Below are 16,423 nucleotides of genomic sequence, written 5' to 3'. Positions count from 1 at the left end.
AAGTGATGGCCGTTCGCCGTTGATGGGATGAGCGGGTCCTTCTACCGATGGACCCCGTCAACTTGTGCAACGGCCCGACAGCGACGATGTCTCGACGCGGCAGACCGTGAACCTTCCGGAAGGGCAGAAGGACAACGTGGACCGAGGAGCTTCGCCGATAAGGGTGGCCCTGATCGACGATCATCCCGTGGTGCTCCAGGGCATCGAATCGTGGTACGCCACATCCGAGGAGCGGATCACGGTGACCGCGAGAGGGTCAGACGTCTCGACCGCCATGACAGAGCCGGGGTCCGCGGCGGACGTGGTGGTCTTCGACCTGCAGCTCGCCCACGGCGCACCTGCGTACGCCCAGCTCGAAGAGCTGAGCGCGCACGGAAGGCAGGTCATCGTCTACAGCATGTACGAGAGCCAGGCGGTGGCCTTGATGTGCCTTGAGCTGGGAGCCTTCACCTATCTGACCAAGACGGAGGGAGAGCGGCACCTCGTCGCGGCCACGCTCGCGGCGGCCGCCGACAGACCCTACACCCCTCCGGCGCTCGCCGGGGCTTTCGGCTGCGACACGTCCGCGGACCGGCCGAACCTGAGCCGCCGCGAGATCGACGTGCTCCTGAAGTGGTTCCAGTCGGAGTCGAAGGCCATGGTCGGGGAGAGCCTCGGACTCTCGGTGCGCACGGTGAACACCTACCTGGACCGTGTCCGCATCAAGTACGCCAACGTCGGGCGTCCCGCGAAGACGAAGGCCAACCTGATCACCCGCGCCATTCAGGACGGGATCGTCTCGCTGGACGAGCTCTGAAGCTCGTAGGCGACCTCCAGCCACAGCCGTTGACCACGGTAGAGCGTACTCACGCCCACCCCCCGCACGTCAGGCCGAGGTATGTGAAGCCTCGGAGCGTCGGCCACGATGCTGACCCGGATCGAATCGTCACCGCGTACAACGGTGACCCGCGCGCTGCCCCTGGCAGCGGCGAGCACCTTGGCGACGGGCTCCGTCAACGCGCTGGCGATCCTCCAAGGGAGATTCGCCGGCGCCCCGCGTATGGCGAGTTGCGTGTCGACGCCGCTTCGTTCGGCGGCATCGATGCACGCGTGGAGTTCGTGGGCCAAGGCATCGGACGCCTGGTCACGTTCCACGAGCAACCGTCGCACCCGTGCGGCCTCGGTCGCGCAACGACGCCGCGTGGCCTCGTCCCGCGCACTGAGCGATCCGTCGGCCAGCCCGCGCAACAGCGGCACGATCGTGGTCCTGAGCTCGCGGTACCGCTTCCGCCGTTCCGCCTCCATCTGCGCGAGAACCGTCGCCTCGGTCCGTAGTCGCTCCTGGTCGCGCATGGCTCTCTTCGCCGCGGCGGCATAGTCGCGCACCTGGTTGGCCATGGCCGCGGTGGCGATCTGGAATGCGCTCACGATGAGCGCGCTGATCATCATCCCCGCTCCCTCGACTCGTGAGGGTAACCCTTTCGTCATCAACTGGAGCAGCGTGATCGCCAGGTAGCAGGCGATCACGATGGCGGTCATCGACAGTTTGCGGCCGAGGAACAGCACGACCACGAACCAGCCGACCTCCAGGTGCGTCCAATGCAAGGTGCCGAAGAACTGCTCTGCGAACAGTTCGCTGCTCGCGGTGGCCGACAGCAGCACGACACAGACAGTCCAGGCGACCCCCCAGCTTCGGGGGCGAGGGCGGCCGGCCACCTCCAAGAGCGCGTCCATGATGATGATGAGCGACAGCGATCCGAACACGACGAGCTGCACGGCGGGAAACCGGTAACTGGACAGGTTGGCCAGGAGCGCCGGGAACACCAATCCACAGTGGACGACCGCGAGGATGATCAACGCCGCGATGCGCATCCTGTCGCGGAGGTCATCGCCGATCTGGTCGTCCGGCGACTCAGACACTCGGCCACTCCAGTCGTACCTCCGTGCCACGCCCGACGCAGGAGGTGATCACCGCTCGGCCGCCGACGGCGGCCATGCGCTCGACGATGGACTTGGACAGCCCGAAGCAGTGAGGCGGTATGCGGGCGGCGTCGAAGCCGGCTCCCTCATCTGTGATCGTCACCGTGACGACTTCCTCCCTCACGTGCGCGGTGACTCGTGCCGAGTCGACGCCCGCGTGACGGACGACATTGCGCAGTGCTTCTCCGAGGCTGTTGCGCAGAGCCGAGGCAGCGGGACCCCACAGGTGCCCCAGAGCATCGTGGAACTGGGTCGTCACGCGCAGCGGGTGTCTGTCTATCTCCGCGAGCAGTTCCACCGCCAGGTGCGATTCTCCGCTCGTGACGCCTTCGGGCATCAGCCGCTTGAGGTCACTGCCGGCCATCGCGCGGAAATTCTCGGGGGGGATCTGGTCCCCGCGCGCGGCGGCCATCATCAGCGTTGCGCAGGCCGTGTCGTGGAGGGTCGCGAGATATTCGCGTCTGGCCAGCCGCTGGGCCTCCACCACCGACTGCCGACGTCGTGCCGACTCGGCCCTCAGCGCAGCGGCGTCGGCAGAGCGACATCGGTGGAGCAGGAGGCGGAACAATATCTGACACAACGCAGCCTGCACCAACAGCCAGCCCACGTTGGGGAGCGCGTACGCCCATCCATGCGCGCGATCGAGCATCGCTCCGCCGATATCCGCTGCGGCCAGGAAGAGCGAGGCCGGGAGCGCGACCAGCCACGGGTGGGCCATCTGGTATGTCACCACGACTATGCTCACGACAGCCAGGATCCAGGTGCTGCCGTGCATCGTCTGGCTGTCGGGTACGGTCACGAATTGAGTGAGGCAGAGCCCCGTCAGCACGGCGAGGTCGATGACGAAGAGCAGCCGTGGCCATCTGCGCAACAGGCCGAACGTGTAATAGGCGACACTCCAGACGACAGTCACGCCGGCGATCACCAAGACGGCCAGCATCTCTCTGCCCGACGGCATCGAGGGCACCGCCAGCACAGCGCATGAGATCACCACCACGGCACGAATCTTGTGCTGGAAGCGGTACACGAACAGGAGAAGCGCACTCTCCATCTGCCCGGGGACGGCGTCAGGCGGGTCGCCACCGGCCGGAGGCCGGTGCTCAGCTCGCCCGAGTGGTCTGACCATGATGCTTCCCCACGTCAGATGAGCCCGTACGCGGCCGCCGCAAGCCCGCAGGAGGCACAAGGCCGCACATCGGCCCCGGACGAACCCGGTCCGGCAGGCTCGTGGCCCGTCTGCCGGGCAGGGGACGCATCCTGGGCCCTCGGATGGCCGCGGTCTCGCGTGACGTGGCCAGGATGGTCCGCGTCACGCGTGCTTCGACCGACGTCGCCCGCGATAGGCACTCAGCCCGCAGACGACGGACAGAATTGTCTTTCACGACGGCAAGCGACATCGCTACCTCACGTTGTGTGCGTGAAACAAGGAGAAACGCATACCCGAACCTCGGCGCCGTGCCCACAACGGCACACCGCCGCGATATGTCCTCGTGCCGGCTTCAGCACGCCCCTTCGCAAGGCCGGGTCCGATCATACCATCCCGGCGATCTCCACCTGCCGAATTGTCGACATGCCTGCAGTACTGCATTCACGAGACTCACCGATAATTCCGGTCGACCATTCAGAACCCTTTGCGACCCACCCTCAACGGTCACCATGCGTCCTGCGCCCGTTGCGGATCGTCTGCCGATGTTCACGATTTCCACCCCTCGCGTCCCGGCCGGCCTCGACTTTCCTCGCACGGGGACGCCGGATCGTCGACATGTGGGTCGAACGACCGTCCCACCTGCATGACCCTCTCCTGTATCGTGCCGCCTGGAAGCCATACCGATCATTTTTCTGACCAGTCAACGTTGTCGCCGCTCGGGGAAAAGGAAGGCGCATGCTCAGATTCATGATCCTAGGCAGAATTCGGTGTGCAGCCGATAAGAAGCCACTCAAACTTCCACGGGGAAAGGCACGGGAGGCCCTGGCCACGCTGGTCGTGAACGCCGGCCGGATCGTTCCGACCGAGCGTCTCGTAGAGGCCATGTGGGGAAACAACCCGATCGCCACGGCCCGCGAACAGGTCTATATCAGAATCTCCCGGCTGCGAAGGAGCCTGGCTCCGTACCATCGATTCTTGGACTACACGGACGGCGGATACGTGCTGAACCTGGACGAGGATGCCGTGGACGCGAATCTCTTCGAACGGCTGTTGAAACAGGCCGACATGGCTCAGCAGGCCGGAGACCAGATCGAAGCCATCCACCTTCACCGTGAAGCAGAGGGTCTTTGGTACGGGCCGACGGCGCTGGAAGACGTCGACAGCCCCTGTCTGGCGGCCGAGGCGACCCGGCTGGACGACCTGCGTCAGATGTCGATGATGAATCGGATCGACGCCGAACTCGCGCTGGGACGGCACCACCAGATGCTCGCAGAACTCCGTCAACGGCTGGAGGAGACGCCTCTCAACGAACGATTGCGATGTCAGATGATGCTCGCCCTCTACCGGTCGGGACGACAGGACTTCGCCTTGGACCTCTACCACGAAGGGAAGAGCCTCCTGGAGGAGGAACTGGGGCAACCCCCCGGTCCTGGCCTCAGAAGACTGCACCGAAAGATCATCGATCAGCACGTGGAGCTCGACTTGGGAAGCGCGGCGCACAGCGGCGCCTCCTGATGGAGGACCCGAGATCACCCGTGTCGGTTGCGGCCCGGAAAGGGTGCCTGGAGCCCGACGGACCGAGGAGAGGAATGCGCACGAACGTGACCCCTCTTGCGGACGCGCGCCACCACCCGTTCAGGCGGTTTCGTGCGCGAATCGACGCCCCACCCGCCTCCGATCGTGATCGGTCGAGGCCAGGGGAAACGTCGCCCGCCTGATCATCTCCTCGCGGTCGAGGCCGAGGCGGACGCTCGCCGTACCATCTCGGAGATCCAGACGGGCGCGAACGGGGACGTGCAGTTCGGTGGAGTCGGGTAGTCCTTGAGCACCTGCAGCCGTTCACCGATGGCGATGGCACGGGCACGGTGCTCGGCGTGCTCGATCCCGATCTGCGCCAGGCAGTGGTTCATCGCCCACTGCAGGCGATCCGGGGCGCCTTTCATCTCGGCCTCGATGACGTCGAGCAGTCCCGCGAGGTCGAGGCCCTCGGGCCTCCTGGCCACGCGTTCGGTGGTCAGCGCCCATCCGGCGCTCGCGACCACCGGATCCGGATCGGCGAACCAGGCCAGACGCAGCTCTTCTGCGTGCGGGCTCTTCTTGACCACGTAGTTCACGAGCCAGTCATGCACCTTGGGCGTACGCGCCTCGCGCACCATGACGTCCAGCTCGTCACGCTCGAACGCCTTCGGGCGGCAGATCAGGATCGCCAGCAACCTCGCTGCGATGTCACCCGTCTCCCAGAGCCGGCGCGCGAGCTCCTGCTGCGTCTTCAGCCGCTTCGCGAGCGCGCGCAGCTTGCCGAGGTTCACACCGTGATCGTCACCGTGCTTCCTGTTCACCTCGCGTATCTTCGGGTCTTCGAGCGCGGCCAGCTCGGCCATCACCTCGGCTACGGTCGTCTCGGTCACCTCAAGCCTCCTGCCATCATCCGAGTCGCTCACGCGGCGGAGGGCATCCGGTGGTCGCCCACGTCGGTCCGCCGCTCGCCCGTGGGTCGAACGTACCGGGCCAGCGCACTCACCGGCGGTTTCGCTCGGTTTCACGCTGTCACCGATCCGGCCCGCAACCCTCAACCGCTGACGAGACATGGCAGACCAAAATCCCGAAAGGGGCGCGAAAGTTGCGTTTCAGATGGTCACTGGAGACTTCGTTCCCTTCCATGCGATGGAAGGTCGTCCGCCGCAGGTAACGATCACTACGATGGCCGCCATGGTGCGCGAACGGAAGTGGCGGGCCTGGCTGTTATGGCTGTCGATGGTGCTCGCGCCGGTCGCGGTGTCGGTGGCCGCCAACCAAGTCCTCAACGACGGTGTGTGGAGCGGCCCTTGGCTCGCCGGCACCATCGTGGCGGCGGTGGCGGCCGGTCTGATCGTCGAACGGGCGGGGCGCGTGCTCGCCCCCGCCGCCGGGACCGTCACCGAGACCATGCGGGAGCTCGCCAAGCTGGTCCACCACCGGTGGAGCGATGAGGTGGTGACGCGTTCTCTGGGCGATCCGCCCATCCCGGTCTCCTGGCACATAACCCGCCGAACCAAGCTCATGGATCATCCGCACCTGATCGCCGACCGTGAGCCGGCGGTGTCGGGCCGATCGGACGACATCGCGGCGCTCGCCGTCGCCTTCCGCGCGCTGCGCCGTCGCCGCCTGGTCATCACCGGAGGCCCTGGTACCGGCAAAACCACGCTGGCCATCCAATTGATGCTGGAACTGATCCGCACGCGTGGTGACGACGAGCCGGTCCCGGTACTCCTGCCCGTCGCCGACTGGGACATCGAAGCCCGTCCACGCTTTCAGGACTGGGTGGCCGAGCGGGTGCGCACCGATTACGCCGCCTTGCGCACGCCGGGCAACCAGCAGGACGGCGCCGACCTTCTGGCGGCCCGCGGCTCGATTCTGGCCATTCTCGACGGCCTCGACGAGCTGCCGGAGCCCGCCCGCGCCAAGGTGATCGAAAAACTGTCCGACACGCTCATGGAACGCGATCAATTGATCATCACGTCGCGTACCACCGAGTACGACAACGCGGTCACCGCCGCACGGCGCCCGCTCAAGGCCGCCGCCGTCATCGCGCCGAAGGCCCTGCACCGCGACGTCGTGGCGGACTACCTGAGCACCGCTCTGCCCGCGCTTTCGGCGTCTTCGGCGTGGACCAAGGTCTTGCGCGCCCTCAGGGAGGGCGCCGCGCCGGCTCTGGCCGAGGTCACCTCCACCGCCTTGGGCCTGTGGCTGGTCCGGGCCGTCTACATCGACCAGCCGGACGCCGACCCGGCTCCGCTGGCGACCGAGTACGCCGACGACGCGCGGGCCCTGCGAGCCCACCTGCTCGACAATGTCCTTGGTGCGCTGCTGAAGGCACGCACCACGATCCGGCCCACGGCATGGGACCCGGCCGGCATCACCCAATGGACGAAGCTGCTGGCACGCCTGCAGGCCGAATCAGGCGGTCCTGATCTGGCCTGGTGGCGGCTGGCCGACCAGGCGCTGCCCGCCTCCCGAACACAGCGCGCGCTCGCCCGTACCTGGATCGGCGCCCTGAGCGGCCTGGCGTTCGCACTTCCCGCCGCGCTGACCGCCATGCTGACCTATGGGCCGGTCTTCGGCTCGGCCTTCGGCCTCTTCTTCGGCCTGTCCGCGGTGCACGCCGCCAGCACCCCCGACTTCGCTCCGCTGCGCGTACGGCAACGGCTGCGGGACTTCAGCCGCGGTCTGCTGTCCGACGTACGGATGATCTTCATCATCATGCCGGCCGGCCTCGGACTGCCGGCAGTGGCCTACAACGCGTGGGCGCACGGCTGGAAGATGAGCCTGGCCACTCTGATCTCAGTGCTCGGCATCGGCTGGGTGACCGTGCGGGTGTCGCGACAGCAGGGCAAGAAGCCCGCCCGACCAGACGAGAACCGGCTCCCGCCGTTCACCGCCGCCCTCACTCCGCAGTCCACCTGGCGGGTCAACCGAAGCCTCGTGGGGCTACAGGTGATGAACGCACTGCTCCTGGGAGCGGTCGTCGGCTTCTCGGTCGATTTCATGAACGAGGCGTCCATCGTGCCGCCGAACCCGTCCGCGGCCGTGGACGCGGGGATGGGCATCATCTGCGGCACAGCATTCGGCCTGGTGAACAAACGCCAGCACATGTGGCTGATGTCCACCGTCGCCCTGGCACACCTCGGGCCGTCAGGACGGCTGCCGTTCCGCTTGATGCGCTTCCTGGACGATCTGCACCACCTGGGCGTCCTGCGGACCGTGGGCCCCTTCTACCAGTTCCGCCACGCCGAACTACAAGATCATCTCAGTGCCGCCAAGGCGCCCGGTCGCCCCCGCTGACCGGCGAAGACTGAAGCTCCTCGCCTTCTGTGGCCCTGAGACGCCGGCCTCGACGACTCACGGCTGACCGTCCCTCGTGATCCGACGTCTGGCGTGGTCCACAACTGGTCCACGAGCAGTGAGCGTCAACGAGAACGGGCGGGACTCCGTGAGACTGGAGACCCGCCCGCTTCTATGTCGTTCACCCTGGTCAGCGGCCGGAACCGCCGGTCAGGATCATGTGCCCCCTGTAGGATTCGAACCTACGCACCCGGCTCCGGAGGCCGGTGCTCTATCCCCTGAGCTAAGGGGGCCGAACGTGTGACAAGGCTACCAGCATCCGGGCACCACTCCGCACACGATAAACCTCTGATCACACCTCGGGGAAAGCCGCATGTCATCGCGCCGCTACGGGTAGCTTGGCGGCCGTGGGCGACGTGCTGGGCAAGGTGCTGGTGGTGGACGATGACGAGGTCATCCGCCAACTGATCGCGGTGAACCTGAGCCTGGAAGGGTTCGAGGTCGTGACGGCCACCGACGGCGAGGACTGCCTTGAGCGGGTGCTGGACGTCATGCCGGACGTGATCACGCTCGACGTGATGATGCCGCGCCTCGACGGGTGGGAGACGGCGCAGCGGCTGCGCGACGGTGAGGCGACCAGGCACATCAAGGTCATGCTGATCACCGCGCGGGCGCAGGACGATGACAGGCGGCGCGGGATGGGCATCGGGGTGGACGCCTACCTGACCAAGCCGTTCGACCCGGCGGAGCTGATCGAGGCGGTCGGGGAGCTGGCCGCGGCGGCACGGGGAACGGGTAGGGGCCCGGGTCGGTGAGGACGTCCTCCCGCCAGGCGGCGTGATCTCGACCGGCACGCCTCGCCGTCGGCTTGGGCCGGCGCGCCCGTGGTGGCCGGGTTCGCCGATCCCGTGCACCGCGTACCGTCTCGCCACAGGGCCGCTGAGGCCCGAGTGGTCGCCGTTTTCGCCCGCCCAGTGGCTCTGACGCGGTGGGACGCCCGCCCCTAGCCTCGGGCCACGACACCACCACCTCGCGGCGGGAGACGACTACGTGATCACCATCGGCGGACTGCTGCCGTCCGACAGGGCCGCCTGGGAGGAGCTGTTCCGCGGGTACATCGCCTTCTACGGCCGGACCGAGCCGGACGAGATGTACGCGCGGGCCTGGCAGGAGTTCGGGGACGGCACGCGGCTGCACGCGCTCGGCGCCAGGCTGGACGGCAGGCTCGTGGGCATCGCCCACTTCTTCACCCACCCCAGCACCTCCGCACCCGGCGCCGACCTGTGCTACTTGCAGGATCTGTTCACCGCCCCCGACGCGCGGGGCGGCGGCGTGGGCCGCGCGCTCATCTCCGCCGTGACGGGCTGGGCGCGGGAGCGCGGGTGTGGGCGCCTCTACTGGCACACCCACGAGTCGAACGCCACGGCCCGCCGCCTGTACGACCAGGTCGCCGAGAACCGCGGGTTCATCAAGTACGACATCGACCTCGCCTAGTACTCCAGCCGTAGATCGTGATCTTGTTGCTGGAGTGCGGTGGAGAGGGGGCAGCGGTCAGTCGTCGGGGTCTACTCCCTCCTCTGTCCAGCGGCACGGAGGGCTTCTCCTACCTCGCTGAGCTTCACGGAGGACAACACGCCCGCCCGCTCGGTCAGGTCGTCCCGGGCCACGGTGGTCAGCCATGTGCACGGAGTAAAGCCTGGACGCGGGAACGCGAACCGCAGCACGCCTTCGAAGGGCAGTCCTTCCGGGGCTCCTACGGCCACTTCAACGCCCAGGCCGCTGATGTCGACGCCCGCTGGCGCAACGACCTGCATCGCCTGAAACCCGGATGACTGCTCGTCCGAGAGCAGCACGACCGGGCGTCGCTCATCGAAGTCGACCCACCAGACTTCACCGCGTTGCATGTGTCCTCCTGGCACGAGACGGCGGGCGAACGCTGCGTGCCCCGTGCGGGACACGGAAGGGATGGGGCCCCGTCTTCGCACGTCGTGACCGAGGGTCGGTGAAGACGGGCGCGGCCACCGTGGGTCATCGGTGTGTGAAGACTGAAGATCATGCGGTGGCCGCGAGTCACAGCGTAGACCCTGCCCGCCGGCAGGAGGCGTGCGAGGTCAGTCGAGGAGGCCGCGCTGGCGGGCGGTGGCCGCCGCCTGGGTGCGGGTGGAGGCGTCGAGTTTGCCGAGGATGTTGGACACGTGGACGCTGACCGTCTTCTGGGCGATGAACAGCCGCTCGGCGATCTCGCGGTTGGTCAGCCCTTCGGCCACCAACCGCAGCACCTCCACCTCCCGGGCCGTCAGCCCGCCGTCGCCGGAGCCGGAACCGCCGCCGGAACCGCCAGGACCGCCGGTGCCGGTGCCGGTGCCGGTGAAACGGGCCCGGCGGCCGAACTCCGTCAGCGCGTGGTCGAGGGGCGCCGCCCGCAGCTTGCCCGCTGCCTCGGTGGCCAGCGCCCACTCGGTGTGGGCGGCGTCGCGGTCGCCGGCGGTGAGGAGCGCCTCGGCCAGGCGCCAGCGGGCGCGGGCCGTCTCGTAGACGAACCCGTAGTCGAACGCCTCCACGACGCGCCGCCACAGCGCCGGGTCGAGGCGGCCGTGGACGCGGTGCCACTCGGCCTCGACGCGCAACGCCCAGGCCCGGCCTTCGGGGCCCAGCTCGCCGCGCTGCCCGACGGGCCCCTCGTCCACGGCGAGCCGGGCCTTGGCGAGCAGGTCGTCGGCGTCGGCCACCACGCCGAGGTCGCCGAGGGCCCACAGGCCTATCGCGGCGATGCGCAGGATGCCCGGGTCGCCGGGCTGCAGCGCGTCGATCACGGCTCGGACGTGGGAGAGCGCCAGCTCGGGGTCGCCCCGCCAGAGCGCGTGCTCGGCGGCCAGGCCCCGGGACATGTAGGCCACGAGTGCGTCGGACCAGAACGGCCGCACCCATTCCAGGCGCTGGTCGACGCCGGGCAGCCCGCGCGCGACCTCGACGAACAGCGCGAACGACGACAGGACCGCCTCGGGGCTGGTGCCGACGCGGGCGCCGAAGGTGGCGGCGACCGCCTCGGCCTGGTCCCAGTCGCCGGCCACGTAGTGGATGAGCAGGCGGAGGAACCGCAGGTCGGTGCCGTAGGTGCTCCATCTGAGCCCGTTGGCGAAGGCGAGCTCGATGCCCGCGTCGACGATCTCGGCCGCCTGGTCGAGGTGGCCCTGGTCGTAGTGGATGCGGGCGTGGTGGAAGCGGGCGCGCAGGTCCATGGCGAGGTTGCCGGTGCCGACGGCGACGGCGGCGGCGGCGAGGTCGCGGGCCCGGACGGGGTCGCCCTGGACCTCGGCGTGCAGGGCCAGGCTGAGCAGGGCGCCGACCTCGGCGTCGCGGGCGTCGGCCGCCCTGGCGGTCTCCAGGGCGCGGCGGGCGAGCCCCTCGCCCTCGGCGTGGCGGGGGCTCCAGGAGAGCGTGCGGGCGTGGGTGGCCAGGGCGCGGGCCAGCGCGGCCTGGTCGGTGGCCGTGGCGACGGCGTGTTCGGCGGCGGCGATGGCGCCTTCCTGGTCGTCCGCCTCGAACAGGTAGTAGGCCAGCCGTTCGCTGACCTCGCAGGTCTGGGGCAGGTCGCGGAGCTGGGCGACCGCGCGGTGCAGGTCGCCGCTGTCGGCGGCGGCCACGGCGCTGCGGAAGGCGAGCACGGCCCGGCTCTCGCCGGCCAGCGTCTCGGGGTCGGCCACCCGCTCCCACAGGCCGAGCGCCTGGTCGTAGTGGCGGTGCGCCTCGGCGGGCGCGCCGAGGCGCTCGGCCTGCCGGCCTGCCTCGGCGGAGGCGGCCAGGGCGCCGGCGAGGTCGTGGCCGGCGAGGTGGTGGTGGGCCAGCTCGGCGGGCGAGGTGAGCAGCCGCGTGAACGCGGCGTGCAGCCGGGTGCGCTCGCCGGGGAGCAGGTCGGTGTAGACGGCCTCCTGCAGGAGGGCGTGGCGGAAGGCGTAGCCGTAGCCGTCGACGCGCAGCAGGCCGCGCGAGACGATCTCGCGGACCGCCTCCTCGAACTCGGCCAGCGGCAGGCCCGACACCTCGCGCAGCAGCTCGTCCTCGACCCGCCGCCCGGCCACGGCGGCGGCCCGCAGCACCCGCTGCCCCGGCTCGGACAGCACTTCGACGCGGGACAGCAGCAGGCTGGCCAGGCCGTCGGGCAGGCTGTCGCCCTCGGTGAGGGCGGCGAAGAGCTCCTCGGCGTAGAAGGGGTTGCCGTCGGCGCGGCCGACGATCTCTCCGAGGTCCTGCGCCGCGACATCCCCCAATGTCGCCACATAGTCAGACATGTCGCCGGGGTGCAGCGGCCCCAGCTCCACGGCGGTCACCGCGGGCAGGCGCTTCAGCTCGGCCAGCACCGGCCGCAGCGGATGGCGGCGGTGCAGGTCGTCGGTGCGGTAGGTGCCGACCACGCAGACCCGCTCGGTCTGCACCATGCGGCTGAGGAAGACGAGCAGGTCTCGGGTCGAGCGGTCGGCCCAGTGCAGGTCCTCGATGACGAAGAGCACCGGCTGGATCTCGCCGAGCAGCCCGAGCAGCGAGCCGAACAGCCGCTGCTGGGTCAGCCCCGCCGACGGGGCGCTCTCCACGCCCGGCAGGAGCTGGCCGAGCAGCGGATGGGCGGCCGCCGCCTCGCGCACCGCCGGCTGCGCGCCGCGCAGCGCGTCGGCCAGGGGGAGGTAGGGCAGCGCGTCGCCCAGCTCGGCGCACTGGCCGGTCAGCACGTGGAAGCCGCGCTCGCGGGCCAGCGCGACCAGCTCCCCCGCCAGCCGGGTCTTGCCGATGCCGGCGTCGCCGCCGACCAGCGCGACCCCGGCGGTGCCCTCGCCGGCCGCCTCCAGCACGCGCACGAGTCGTGCCAGCTCAGCAGCGCGCCCGACGAGAAGACCCTTCACGCCAGCCACTATGCCATGCCCCGCCGACACGCGATTGGCCCAGGAAACCGCCCCCCCATTGGACCCCAGATGAGGACCAAACCCTCTCTAAGCTGATATTTCGTGATCTCTTGGTCCGTGTTCCTCGTGTTCGTGGGCGCCTCGCTGGCCCTCGTGCTGCTGCCCGGCCCCAACCACCTCTACATCACCGCGCGCGGCCTCGCCCAGGGCCGGGCGGCCGCGCTGGCCAGCGCGTTCGGGGTCGAGACGGGCACGCTCGTGCACATCGCGGCCGCCGCCGCCGGACTCTCGTACGTGATCTCCACCTCGGCGACCCTGTTCGGGATCGTCAAGTGGGCGGGCGTCGCCTACCTCGTCTACCTCGGCGTCCGCGCCTTCACCGGCAAGGACGGAGCCGCCGGCGAGGCGCTGAAACCGCAGCCGCTGCGCAAGGTGTTCCTCGAAGGCGTGCTCGTCAACGTCCTGAACCCCAAGGTGACGCTGTTCTTCCTGGCGCTGCTGCCGCAGTTCGTGGACCCGGCCGCCGGGTCGCCGGCGCTGCAGATCGTGCTGCTCGGGGTGACGCTGCTGCTGCTCGGCCTGCTGTCGGACATCGTGTACGCGTTCACGGCAGGGGCGTTGGGCGGCCGCCTGGCCGGGCGGGCCAGGGCGCTGCGCTACTTCAGCGGCGTGGTGTACCTGGGGCTGGGCGTGGCGACGGCGTTCACCGGGAGAAAATGACCGCATGGGGCCGAGGAAGCAGCAGGAGATCTTCGACGCGACGCTGCGGCTGGTGGCGGAGCGCGGCTACGACGGGCTGACGGTCGAGGGGGTGGCCGAGCGGTCGGGCGTCAACAAGACGACGATCTACCGCTGGTGGCCGTCGAAGGCGGCCCTGCTCGGGGCGGCGCTGGTCGAGGCCGACGTGCTGGGGTTCGAGCCGCCGGACACGGGCAGCCTGCGCGGCGACCTGGTCGCGCTGGTCGAGGGCGTCGTCCGGCTGCTCACCGAGCCGCCCGCCCGGGACGTGGTGGTGGCCGCGCTCGGCGCCGCCGTACGGCATCCGGACCTGGACGCGCGCGCGTTCTTCGCCGACCGGTTCGCCCGGGAGCGGCAGATCTTCGAACGGGCGGCGCGGCGCGGCGAGCCGGCCGCCGCCGACCCGATGCTCGTGGTGGACCTGCTGGCGGGGGCGGTGTGGCTGCGGGCGGTCTTCAGGGGCCTGCCGCTGGACGACGACTTCGCGTCGCGGGCCGTCTCGGCCGTGCTCGACGGCGTACGGGCACCCGCCGCCGCCCCGTAGGACGGCGCGTCACAGGGCCAGGACGGCCGGGATGCGGTCGAGCACCGCGTGCGGCGCCAGCCCGTAGGCGTAGAAATCGACCGCTGCCGCCCCCGCCGCCTTGGCCGCGCGGACCTTGGCGGCGAGCCGGTCGGCCGAGTCGCTGTCCGGGTGGCCGGGCCGCAGCACCGCCCGCACCTCCCGGTCCTTGCCCACCGACCGCAGGTAGGCTCCCACGTCGTCGGCCACGCGCGCCGCGTCGCGGGCGTAGGCGAGCACGCCGAAGCCCGGCACCAGGTCGCCCAGCGCCACCAGGTCGACGCCGAGCTGCCAGGCGTCGTGGGCGGCGAGCCCGGGCGTCGGCAGCCCGTCGGTGCAGCCCTTCACCGCCCCGGTCGAGTCGACGAACACCAGCCTGGACCCCTCGCCCGCCACGGCCGAGGCCACCTCCGACACCAGCGTCGTCACGGTCTCGGACCGGGCGCGGGCGTAGGCCACCACGTCGGGGCCGGCGTAGGCGGTCAGCGCGGCGCGGGTCACCTCGCCCTGCGCCGGAGCGTCGCCGTCGAGCACCCGCCCGACGATGCCGGCGCACTCCTCGCGCGCCATCTCGGCGTCCACGCCCAGGTCGGCGGCGCGGGTCATGCAGTGGTCGCAGAAGCACAGGCCCAACAGGTAGGCGTCCATCGGCCCGAGCGGCACGAACGACCGCTCCGGCCGGAACGGGCCGAAGTGCAGCGACTCGGCCACCACGCTGTCGACGCCGAGCCGGGCCACCGAGCGGGCCAGCGCCACGGCGTAGGCGCGGACGTCGGGGTGGGCGGGGCACAGGTCGGCGGGCGCCCCGCGGTCGCCGAAACAGTCGCGCACGGTCACGTCGGGATGCCTGGCACCGAGCGTGGCGTTGACCAGGAACACGGCCCACCCGTGCAACGCGAGCCCACGCTCGGCGCAGGCGTCGCGCAACCCGTCGAACACGTCGGCGTGCCCCGTGGCGGGCCTGAGCCGCAGCCCGGCGAACAGGTCGGCCGGCGGGGCGAAGTGGGCCGCGTCGTGGCGGACGGTCAGCCGGGACAGCCCGTGCGGGGTGACGTCGCGGGTGGCGTGGTGCACGGCTCCGACGGTGACACCCGCGACGCCGTACCCCCTGATCCTGTCGAGCACCCGCTCGACTCCCTCACCGCGCAGGTCCTCGGCGAAGACGTACACCGAACTGTCCACGAAGCGACCCTACAGTCCCGATCTAGAAGCGGGTGTGGACGGACCCGACGATCCGGTACTCGCGGTCCACCACCGGCAGCGCCCGCCACTTGTCGAACGCCGTGCACGGGTGGGAGATGCCGAACGCGAGCAGGTCGCCGGGCCGCAACCCGTCGGCGTGCACGAGCGTGTGCTGGTCCTGCATCTTCAGCACCGTGACGCCGCCGCGCTTGGGGATGGGCAGCCCCTCGTCGTAGGGGGCGTCACGCTTGCCCATGCCGACGACGGCGAGTCCCGGCTCGGGGGTGGACAGCACGTGCGCCCACACCTCCAGCGCCGGCCGCAGCTCGCCGTCCATCCGGTTGTACGGGGTGCGCTCGCGGTAGTAGCCGTCGTCGTGGGTGACGTACGCGCCGCTGCGCAGCACGATCGTGGCCTGGGTGGCGACCAGTTCCCGGCCGATCACGTCGAACCACTGGCTGCCGCCGACGGACAGGACCGGGTTCCTCACCCGCAGGTGCTCGACGGCCTCCTGCAGCACCCGCAGGTAGGAGCGGACCTCCTCCGCGGTGGTCAGAGCGCCCTCGTAGCCGGCGACGCCGGCCAGCTCGACGCCGGGCGTCTCCTGGACGCGGCGGGCCAGGGCGAGCAGGTCGTCCAGCGAGCGGCAGCCGGCCCGCCCGCCCGCGTGCCCCATCTCGACCAGCACCCGGTACGGCCGGGCGGGCTTGTGCCCGGCGAGGATGTCCACCCCGGCCGCGGAGTCGGCGAAGCTGTAGAGCTCGAAGCCGGGGTCGCGCTCGCACTCGGCGGCGATCCAGTCGAGCCCGGCGGCGTCCACGACCTGGTTGGCCAGCACGATGCGCCGGGCGCCGAACTCACGGGCCGTCATGGCCTGCCGCGGGGTGGCCACGGTCAGCCCCCACGCGCCCGCCTCCAGTTGCATGGCGGCGATCTCCGGCGACATGTGCGTCTTGACGTGCGGTGCGAGCCGCATGCCGTGGTCGCGGGCGAAGGCGGCCATGAGCGCGATGTTGTGCTCCAGGGCCTCGCGGTGCACCACCATCAGCGGGAACGACAGGCCACCGTCGAAGATCGACCGTCCGAGGCTTTGCCGCATGTCCATCTCTTCTCCCCCGA

At 70.2% G+C, this 16,423-nt stretch carries 14 protein-coding genes and 1 tRNA gene; 7 read left to right on the top strand and 8 right to left on the bottom strand.

What is annotated here, in order from left to right; translation table 11 throughout:
* Nucleotides 1–163: 163 nt before the first annotated feature.
* Nucleotides 164–796, top strand: coding sequence for a DNA-binding response regulator (locus ACGF0J_RS02550; protein WP_393141575.1), 633 nt, complete (start codon nt 164–166; stop codon nt 794–796).
* Here ACGF0J_RS02550 and ACGF0J_RS02545 read toward each other — a convergent pair.
* Nucleotides 763–1,899 (bottom strand): hypothetical protein, encoded by a 1,137-nt coding sequence (locus ACGF0J_RS02545; protein WP_393141573.1) that lies wholly within the window; start codon nt 1,897–1,899, stop codon nt 763–765. The genes ACGF0J_RS02550 and ACGF0J_RS02545 overlap by 34 nt on opposite strands.
* Nucleotides 1,892–2,986: a sensor histidine kinase gene (locus ACGF0J_RS02540; protein WP_393141571.1), complete on the bottom strand. Its 1,095-nt coding sequence runs from the start codon at nt 2,984–2,986 to the stop codon at nt 1,892–1,894. Before ACGF0J_RS02540 ends, ACGF0J_RS02545 begins: the two co-directional genes overlap by 8 nt.
* Before the next feature lie 855 nt (nt 2,987–3,841).
* Here ACGF0J_RS02540 and ACGF0J_RS02535 point away from each other — a divergent pair.
* Nucleotides 3,842–4,621 carry a BTAD domain-containing putative transcriptional regulator gene (locus ACGF0J_RS02535; protein ID WP_393141569.1) on the top strand — a complete coding sequence of 260 codons (780 nt, stop codon included), beginning with the start codon at nt 3,842–3,844 and terminating at the stop codon, nt 4,619–4,621.
* 203 nt (nt 4,622–4,824) lie between these two features.
* Here ACGF0J_RS02535 and ACGF0J_RS02530 read toward each other — a convergent pair whose 3' ends face one another.
* Nucleotides 4,825–5,487, bottom strand: a complete 663-nt coding sequence (locus ACGF0J_RS02530) for a DNA alkylation repair protein (RefSeq protein WP_393141828.1) — start codon at nt 5,485–5,487, stop codon at nt 4,825–4,827.
* A 205-nt stretch (nt 5,488–5,692) separates the two neighbouring features.
* Between ACGF0J_RS02530 and ACGF0J_RS02525 the strand changes: the two genes are divergently transcribed.
* The gene (locus ACGF0J_RS02525) at nt 5,693–7,927 is read left to right on the top strand and encodes an NACHT domain-containing protein (protein ID WP_393141568.1); all 2,235 of its coding nucleotides are present in this window, start codon (nt 5,693–5,695) and stop codon (nt 7,925–7,927) included.
* A gap of 221 nt (nt 7,928–8,148) precedes the next feature.
* On the opposite strand, the gene ACGF0J_RS02520 is transcribed toward ACGF0J_RS02525, so the two are convergent.
* Nucleotides 8,149–8,220, bottom strand: a tRNA-Arg gene (locus tag ACGF0J_RS02520).
* A 114-nt stretch (nt 8,221–8,334) separates the two neighbouring features.
* Between ACGF0J_RS02520 and ACGF0J_RS02515 the strand changes: the two genes are divergently transcribed.
* The gene (locus tag ACGF0J_RS02515; RefSeq protein ID WP_393141566.1) at nt 8,335–8,742 is read left to right on the top strand and encodes a response regulator transcription factor; all 408 of its coding nucleotides are present in this window, start codon (nt 8,335–8,337) and stop codon (nt 8,740–8,742) included.
* 235 nt (nt 8,743–8,977) lie between these two features.
* The gene (locus ACGF0J_RS02510; RefSeq protein WP_393141564.1) at nt 8,978–9,421 is read left to right on the top strand and encodes a GNAT family N-acetyltransferase; all 444 of its coding nucleotides are present in this window, start codon (nt 8,978–8,980) and stop codon (nt 9,419–9,421) included.
* Between the two features lie 71 nt (nt 9,422–9,492).
* Here the strand turns inward: ACGF0J_RS02510 and ACGF0J_RS02505 are convergent, their stop codons facing one another.
* Nucleotides 9,493–9,831, bottom strand: a complete 339-nt coding sequence (locus ACGF0J_RS02505; RefSeq protein WP_393141562.1) for a type II toxin-antitoxin system PemK/MazF family toxin — start codon at nt 9,829–9,831, stop codon at nt 9,493–9,495.
* 207 nt (nt 9,832–10,038) lie between these two features.
* Entirely contained in the window at nt 10,039–12,822 is a 2,784-nt protein-coding gene (locus ACGF0J_RS02500; RefSeq protein ID WP_393141560.1) for an ATP-binding protein, read from the bottom strand.
* A gap of 102 nt (nt 12,823–12,924) precedes the next feature.
* Here ACGF0J_RS02500 and ACGF0J_RS02495 point away from each other — a divergent pair, with 102 nt between their 5' ends.
* Complete coding sequence (locus tag ACGF0J_RS02495; RefSeq protein ID WP_393141558.1) at nt 12,925–13,542, top strand: LysE family translocator; 618 nt, start codon at nt 12,925–12,927, stop codon at nt 13,540–13,542.
* Between the two features lie 4 nt (nt 13,543–13,546).
* Nucleotides 13,547–14,104, top strand: coding sequence for a TetR/AcrR family transcriptional regulator (locus tag ACGF0J_RS02490; RefSeq protein ID WP_393141556.1), 558 nt, complete (start codon nt 13,547–13,549; stop codon nt 14,102–14,104).
* Nucleotides 14,105–14,113: 9 nt separating this feature from the next.
* Here the strand turns inward: ACGF0J_RS02490 and ACGF0J_RS02485 are convergent, their stop codons facing one another.
* Together ACGF0J_RS02485 and ACGF0J_RS02480 are read right to left on the bottom strand one after the other, a co-directional pair.
* Nucleotides 14,114–15,304, bottom strand: a complete 1,191-nt coding sequence (locus tag ACGF0J_RS02485; RefSeq protein ID WP_393141554.1) for a hypothetical protein — start codon at nt 15,302–15,304, stop codon at nt 14,114–14,116.
* A gap of 22 nt (nt 15,305–15,326) precedes the next feature.
* Complete coding sequence (locus ACGF0J_RS02480) at nt 15,327–16,409, bottom strand: alanine racemase (RefSeq protein WP_393141552.1); 1,083 nt, start codon at nt 16,407–16,409, stop codon at nt 15,327–15,329.
* Nucleotides 16,410–16,423: the final 14 nt, after the last annotated feature.

The sequence above is a fragment of the Nonomuraea sp. NPDC047897 genome (assembly GCF_043204415.1).
Lineage (GTDB): Bacteria > Actinomycetota > Actinomycetes > Streptosporangiales > Streptosporangiaceae > Nonomuraea.
Note: the sequence above shows the minus strand (reverse complement) of the source record. Positions and strands in the feature narration are given on the sequence as shown.